This window comes from uncultured Campylobacter sp. (assembly GCF_938031315.1).
In the GTDB taxonomy this organism is placed as follows: Bacteria; Campylobacterota; Campylobacteria; order Campylobacterales; family Campylobacteraceae; genus Campylobacter_B.
Window position 1 is genome coordinate 1 of the sequence record NZ_CALHHT010000524.1, and the last position, 6,787, is coordinate 6,787.

7 protein-coding genes and 1 pseudogene are annotated in these 6,787 nt (G+C 48.4%); 2 read left to right on the forward strand and 6 right to left on the reverse strand.

Annotated elements, in window-relative coordinates; all coding sequences use genetic code 11:
- The 6 genes from Q0236_RS12975 to thyX all read right to left on the reverse strand — a co-directional run.
- A partial coding sequence (locus tag Q0236_RS12975) for a transporter substrate-binding domain-containing protein (protein WP_297918917.1) occupies positions 1-472 on the reverse strand: 472 nt, incomplete at its 3' end.
- A 171-nt stretch (positions 473-643) separates the two neighbouring features.
- Positions 644-1,339, reverse strand: coding sequence for a uracil-DNA glycosylase (gene ung, locus Q0236_RS12980; protein WP_297918920.1), 696 nt, complete (start codon positions 1,337-1,339; stop codon positions 644-646).
- Between the two features lie 87 nt (positions 1,340-1,426).
- Positions 1,427-2,038 (reverse strand): hypothetical protein, encoded by a 612-nt coding sequence (locus Q0236_RS12985; protein ID WP_297918923.1) that lies wholly within the window; start codon positions 2,036-2,038, stop codon positions 1,427-1,429.
- 83 nt (positions 2,039-2,121) lie between these two features.
- Entirely contained in the window at positions 2,122-2,718 is a 597-nt protein-coding gene (locus Q0236_RS12990) for a DJ-1/PfpI family protein (RefSeq protein ID WP_297918926.1), read from the reverse strand.
- 222 nt (positions 2,719-2,940) lie between these two features.
- Entirely contained in the window at positions 2,941-3,687 is a 747-nt protein-coding gene (locus tag Q0236_RS12995; RefSeq protein ID WP_297918929.1) for a hypothetical protein, read from the reverse strand.
- A gap of 35 nt (positions 3,688-3,722) precedes the next feature.
- Positions 3,723-4,358: an FAD-dependent thymidylate synthase gene (thyX, locus tag Q0236_RS13000; protein ID WP_297918937.1), complete on the reverse strand. Its 636-nt coding sequence runs from the start codon at positions 4,356-4,358 to the stop codon at positions 3,723-3,725.
- Between the two features lie 187 nt (positions 4,359-4,545).
- Between thyX and Q0236_RS13005 the strand changes: the two genes are divergently transcribed.
- Both Q0236_RS13005 and Q0236_RS13010 read left to right on the forward strand, forming a co-directional pair.
- Positions 4,546-5,895 (forward strand): sodium-dependent transporter, encoded by a 1,350-nt coding sequence (locus Q0236_RS13005; RefSeq protein ID WP_297918934.1) that lies wholly within the window; start codon positions 4,546-4,548, stop codon positions 5,893-5,895.
- Positions 5,896-6,538: 643 nt separating this feature from the next.
- Positions 6,539-6,787, forward strand: a pseudogene (locus Q0236_RS13010) (sodium-dependent transporter); the annotation flags it as partial.

Here is a 6,787-nt window from a genome sequence, read left to right on the forward strand (position 1 = left end):
CAAAGCCCTCTTTTCTAAAATACGCTTCGCCCGTAGTTCCGGTTTCTGCGATGATCGGCTTGCCGTGCAGATCCGATACGGTCTTGATCCTATCGCCGGCGCGGGTTAGCACGCCGATATTTACTGCGAAATACGGCGTCGTAAAATCGACCACCTGCTTACGCTCATTTGTGATCGTAAAGGTCGCAAGCACCATATCTACTTTATTTTCTTCCAACACTTTTAAACGCTCACTAGCCTTTACGGGCACGAATTCCACCTTGCCCGCCTTGCCACCAAATATATCTTTTGATAGCGCCTCGGCTAAAGTCACCTCAAATCCTTGAAATTTGCCGTCTTCAAATTTACTAAAAGGGGGTTGCGCCTCAAATACGCCTACGCGCACACTGCCCGATTGCCTAATCTCAGATAGGGTATTTGCCACTACACTACTTGTAAATAGCAATAAAATTCCCAAAATTATCTTTTTCATATCGTTCCTTTAATTACAATGATTAGCCTAGCCACGCATCTGCGTCGCTTCGGCAAGCTCTCTTAAGCCGGTCGTATATTATTCGCTCACTTCTCCTTTCGACATTTTTTAAAATTTCTTTACCTTTGAAATTTTGCGGCGCATTTTACGAAAATTTCATTTAAAATACATTTAATCTGCGCCGTGATTTAGATCCCAATCGATCTCTCCTAGACCGTGTGCGCGCAGATATTCGTTGCATCTGCTAAAATGCCTGCAGCCAAAAAACGCTCCCCCCACAAGCGGGCTAGGATGCGCGGCGGTTAAAATGAGATGCCTCTGCGCATCGATCAGCGTAGATTTTGCTTTGGCGAAATTTCCCCACAGCATAAAGACCAAGCTTTGCCGCCTCGCGCTTAAAATTTTAATCACGGCGTCGGTGAAAATTTGCCAGCCGAAGCCGCTGTGCGAGTTCGCGCGGTTCGCGCCCACGCTAAGGCTCGCATTAAGCAGCAGCACGCCCTGCTTCGCCCAGTAGCTCAGATCGCCGCTAGCAGGCTCGCTGATACCCAGATCGCTCTTAATCTCTTTGTAGATATTTACGAGGCTGGGCGGAATTCGCACGCCGCGCGGCACCGAAAAGCTAAGCCCCATCGCCTGATGCGCGCCGTGGTAGGGATCCTGCCCCAAAATCACCGCGCGCACCCGCTCAAACGGAGTTAGATTGAAGGCATTAAAGATCAAATTTCCCGGCGGATAGACGATCTCGCGCGCCTTTGCGGCGAGCAGATTTTCTTTGATCTTCGCAAAATACTCGCTTAAAAATTCCTCCCTAAGCGCCTCTTTCCAACCGCTCTCAATCCTCACGTCGTCTAAATTTATCTGCATACCGACCCTTTAAATTTTAATAAATTAACGCTCTAATTTTACAATAAATTTTAAAAATAGTATCGCGACCAATTACAGATGCGTCCATTAATACCCCATTTTATTTATTTGAATTATATTAAGTTCCGGATAAAAAATAACCTCGTGATCATAATCGCTCGGTTGTCCCGATTCGTGCTCTTTTTTGTGCCATATTCGCCTTTTATCGTTCACTATTGCCGTTATATTTAAATTTTTGATTGAACCATATATCAAATACTCCCGACTGCCGGCATAATAATAAGACGGCATCGCCCACGATAGTTTAAATTCATGCAAATTTGTAGTTTCAGCTATACAGTCAGACTCGGAAACAAACTCGTAGCCCTCTTGCAACATTTTTTGTTGCGTCAAAGTAAAGGGCTTATCCGCCTTTATAAAATGCGCGTAACAGATACAAGTCTGTATTTTTTCACTACACGATAAAGGAGGACTTTTTTTGCGATAAATGAGCAAAGTTTCTCCCTTCGTATTTGTTAAGGCTTCAAATTTAGCCAAATTTTTATTTTCTATATATGAAAAATCCGTATTAAGGGGTGAAAATAGAAAGGCTATAAATAAAACAAACAATATCAATGCCGCAAACGATAATATCAATGATGCGAGTATGGCGATCTTGATGACTTTCCACAATGTTTTTAATATCTTTATTGTTTGCATTACAATTTAACTTCCCCTCTATTTTATAAATTTGCTGAGGTATTTATAAACCGCGCCGCCGATCTTAGCGGGTCTTTAAAATTTCATCGCGCAAACTTGCTTCTAAGGTCGTAATACGGATAATCCATCGCCGCAGCGGCAGCCTCTCGCGCCTGGACGCCTGCAAATTTTTCGATCACGCAAAGACCAAGCTCGATGGAGCTGCTTACGCCGCCAGCGGTGATGATCTCGCCTCCTGCGGGCAGGCTTTCGCGCACGAGCCGCTCATGCACCACGTCCGCGCAGTAAGGCGCCAGCAGATCGTAGCAAAACGGATGCGTGGTCGCGCGCCTACCTCGCAAAAACCCCGCCGCGCCCAGAAGCAGCGAACCGGTGCAAACGCTAAACTTATACTTCGCATCGCGCGCGGTTGCGAGCCACGAGATGAAGCTCGTATCGTCTTTAAGACAGCGCGTCGCCATACCGCCGGGCACAAAAACCGCATCAAAGCCGCCTAGATCCGTCGTGATCTCACCCGTATCGATCGCAAGGCCACCGCTATCCGAAACCTGCCGTTCGCGCGAGCAAAATCTCATCTCAAACTGCGGGCGGACGGCTTTGAGCCTTAACATACAATCGTAAAATCCCACAAAATCGAGATGCGTCTGTCCGCTAAACATCACAAGCGCTAGATTTTTCATGATCCGTCCTTTAAATTTATCGCTCGCCCAAGCTTTCGGTTTGCCGCCGCTGCAATTCTCGCCGCCGCAAGTCGTAAAAATGCGCGGCAGCTAAATTTTATACCGCAGGCCGCTAAAAAACCCGCTCAAACGAATTTTAAATTTTACCCGCATTAGAACTCGCAGAATTTTTACCGCCCGCGAATGAAATTTTAAAAGCAAATTTAAAATTTTGCGCGCCTTTTATTCCGCTTTATTCAAATTAGAAAAAGCCCGCAAGCCTGCATAATGCAGCCTTTTTGAAACATTCTCAAATTCTAAATTCCAAATCCCCTCGTCGTATTTCCATTCAAACGGCGTTTTGTAATTCGTCCAAATTTCATACGCGCGTTCGTTTAGTCGCTCAATCAACGCAGAAATCCCTAAATCGCCGCCCGCTATCTCCATCATCAAATGCCAGTTGTCCAAATCGGCGGGGTCGTCGGTGTGAATGGATTTTTCTCGCGGAAGATAATACACAAAATCGCCAGTATCGAAAGGAAAGAGGGTATGGCATAGCGCAATGCCGTAAATTTTTTGAGCGAATACGGTCGGAAGCTGCTCGTCCGAATAGCCGAAAGTTGAAACGTATAAAAAGCTGCGTAAAATGCTCGCTAAATTTCTGCAAACGGGCGCAAAGGCGTATCTCGATACTTGCTGCGTTAAGGCGCCGTTTCGAATAAAACTTATGGCGCTATCGATCTCTTTTCTTCTTGCTTGCACGTATTTTATCTTTTTAAATCGCCAAGCTTGCATCAGCTGCAAAGAGCTGTCGATTGAGCGCAGATGTTTGTCTCTTTTTTCATCCGCCGTGCCGCTTAGCTCCGCGATCCTCGCAGCAGCCTGCCTCCAAAACGGAATCAGGGTTTTTACCCATCCCAAGTAGCTTAGATAAAGCGCGTCCGGCTCCTCCTTTTCAAAAGCCGCTCTCATCTGCGTAAGTTTTATCATCGCAGCCCTTTTTGTATCTAAATTTATCCCGCGCGCTACTCTTCGCCTTGCATCTTCTCGCCTGCCATGCAGCTTTGGAATATAAATTTATGCTCCTGCGGCAGCGCATGATAAATTTTACCGGCAAGCTCGCGGATCTCCCAAAGCGCCGCCTTGCTAGAGCGCAGAGCGAGGAAGTTTTGCAAGCTGCGCGCGTTTATGCTCCAGCTAAGCTCGCTCTTGTAGCACTCTGGCAGGCAGTATTTGGCGATATCAAGGCTAATAGGGGTTTGTAAGATTACGCGCAGATTTTCAAGCGCCGCGATACTTGCGTTATCAACCGCTTCGTTGCCGGTAAGCACTATGTATCGCGCGGCGTTTTCGAAATCTCCTTGCGCGAAGCTACCCTCGCCGCGCAATTCTTTGAGAGTGTAGCGAGTGGATTTTACGCTAAGGCTTGCTAGGCGGTGGCGCGCCAGCTCCTGAAGCAGCGCGCGCGAAATACCGCTGATATAGAAGTTGTAGTAGAGATGCTCGAGAGTGCTTGAGTGCTTGAGCTGGTTGCCGACGCGATCTATTAGCGCTAGGTCTTTGGCGCCGCCGCAATCGCCGCGCTCAAAGCTCTGCCAGCAGGTGCGGATCGCATTTGAGCAGACCCAAAGCGGAGTGAAATTTAGAAGTTTGACTTGCATGTTTTGCCTTTGGTTTTGAAATTTTTGGATGATTTTAGCGTTTCGGGACTTAAAATTTAGCAGGACTCGGATATTCATATCCAAATCTCGCTCCGTTTGCTCTCTCAAGCGACTTGGGTAAAATTTAGATACCGCCTTTAAGCTGGAATTTGCTAATATTGCGGCTAAATTTTAAAAAAGGTGCAAAATGAACGATAAATTTACGCGCATCGGCTTTATCTTGGCCGTCGCAGGCAGCGCCGTGGGGCTCGGCAACGCGTGGAAATTCCCCACTCTCGTGGGTCAAAACGGCGGCAGCGCCTTCATCCTGCTCTATCTTTTGCTGACGTTTTTAGTAAGTTTCGTCCTTTTTATCGGCGAAATTTGTATCGGAAGGATCGGCGAGAGCGATCCCGTGGACTCCTTCAGACGCCTGGCGCCTACGCATAAAGAGGCTTGGAGCAAGATGGGATTTTTTATGATCTCGGGGCTTCTCATCTACTCGTTTTACAGCGTCGTGATGGGCTGGATCTTAAAATACACGATCACGTCGGCGTTTTCGCTACCAAACGATATGGCGCAAAGCGGCGAGATATTTTCCGCTCTGCTAAAAGATAGCCCGATCATCGCGATAGCCTGCTTTAGCGTGATGTCGCTGACATGCTTTTACATCGTCTCGCGCGGCATCAAAAGCGGCATCGAGCGGCTAAACGTCTGGATGATGCCCGCGCTTTTCATCCTTTTGGTGCTGATGGTGGTGTATTCGATGAGCTTTGACGGCTTTAGCAAAAGCGCGAAATTCCTGCTAGTGCCCGATTTTAGCGCGCTAAATTCCAAAAGCGTGCTCGAAGCGCTCGGACTTGCGTTTTTTACGCTATCGCTGGGCGTTACGACGATTATGACTTACGCCGCGAGCCTGCCGGAGCGTACCAATATCCTAACTTCGAGCCTAAACATCGTATTTATCAACGTCATGATCGGCATAATGATGGGACTCGTAGTTTTTACCTTTATTTTTGAATTTAACGCAGACCCGGCGCAATCGGGCCCGGGGCTTATTTTCGTCTCGCTTGCGATGCTGTTTAGCAAGCTGGGCGCGATCGGGCACGTGCTGGCGTTCGCGTTTTTTCTTACATTGATTTTTGCGGCGATCACTTCGGCGATCTCAATGATCGAGCCTTCGGTGTATTATCTCGTAAAATCGCACAAAATAAGCCGTCTACGCGCCTGCGCGATCGTTTTTGCGTTTACCTACGTCCTTGGCATCGCGTGCATTTTGGGCTACTACGGCGCTACGGCGGATAGCTTTAGCATTCTCGGCACGCCGTTTTTTGACGTGCTAGACTACGCGACCTCGAAAATTTTAATGCCGATAGGCGGGCTCGTGATCGTGGTTTTCGTGGGATTTGTGATGCGAAAAGAAGCCATCCACGCACTACTGGCGCCATATATGGGCGAGCTCGGGTTTAAAATTTGGTACTTCGTGCTGCTGCGCTGCGTCTCGCCCGTAGCCATAATTTTGATCGCGCTAAGAGAGCTTGGAATTTTACGCATCTAAGCGCGGGTTGAAATTTTGCGAATTAGGCGCGAGTTAAATTTAAAATTTTACTGCGACGCGAGAGTTTGAAATTTTAAAATTTCACGCAAAAGGGCGCGGTTGCGATCGCATCTATCTGCGCAAATAAACGAAGCGTCGCGGTTTTAAATTTAAAATTCTACGTAGAGCGGTACGCAAAATTTCATGATAAGCCGCGCAAGACCACGGCAAAGACGCCGTAGCCAGCCGTATCTGATCACGCTGCGGAATTTTAAAATTTAGCACCGAAGCAGTCCAAAGCGGCGCGCGAGCCCGCGATCCGTCTAATAGACGGCCGATCCGTCGGAACAGCGCAGGGATAGCACATTGCGGCCTGAAATTTTAAAATTTTACGCTCTGACGGCTCGGGGCGATAGGCAAAATTCCATAGCTAGCCTCACGGCGATCCGTGAGCGGCTATGGCGGCTCACAAAAATCGCGCTTGGAATTTTATGTCCGGATAGAAGCGTGCGGCGACCGTAATCAGCTTTCGGCGCGATCGCGCTAACCCGCGCGGCAACCTGCGCAAGACCGCGGCAAAGGCGTCGTAGCGTAGCCGCATCTGATTGCGCTGTGGAATTTTAAAATTCCGCGGCTTTAAAATTTAAAAATCATCGGAGAGAAAATGAACGATAAATTTAGCAAAATCGGCTTCATACTTGCCGTCGCAGGCGGCGCGGTGGGGCTTGGCAACGCATGGAAATTCCCCACTCTCGTGGGTCAAAACGGCGGCAGCGCCTTCGTGCTTTTGTACCTCGCGCTCACACTGGGCGTGGGCTTTAGCATATTCCTAGCCGAGATGGCGCTAGGCAGGCTAAGCGGGCGGGATCTACCGAGCGCGTACGAGACGCTGGCGCCGCGCGGCGGACGAAAA

Excerpts from the sequence above, each read along its gene's own strand:
- ung (WP_297918920.1), bottom strand. The coding sequence starts at position 1,339 with ATGCAGATAAATTTAGACGACGTGAGGATTGAGAGCGGTTGGAAAGAG.
- Q0236_RS12985 (WP_297918923.1), bottom strand. The coding sequence starts at position 2,038 with ATGCAAACAATAAAGATATTAAAAACATTGTGGAAAGTCATCAAGATC.
- Q0236_RS12990 (WP_297918926.1), bottom strand. The coding sequence starts at position 2,718 with ATGAAAAATCTAGCGCTTGTGATGTTTAGCGGACAGACGCATCTCGAT.
- Q0236_RS12995 (WP_297918929.1), bottom strand. The coding sequence starts at position 3,687 with ATGATAAAACTTACGCAGATGAGAGCGGCTTTTGAAAAGGAGGAGCCG.
- thyX (WP_297918937.1), bottom strand. The coding sequence starts at position 4,358 with ATGCAAGTCAAACTTCTAAATTTCACTCCGCTTTGGGTCTGCTCAAAT.
- Q0236_RS13005 (WP_297918934.1), top strand. The coding sequence starts at position 4,546 with ATGAACGATAAATTTACGCGCATCGGCTTTATCTTGGCCGTCGCAGGC.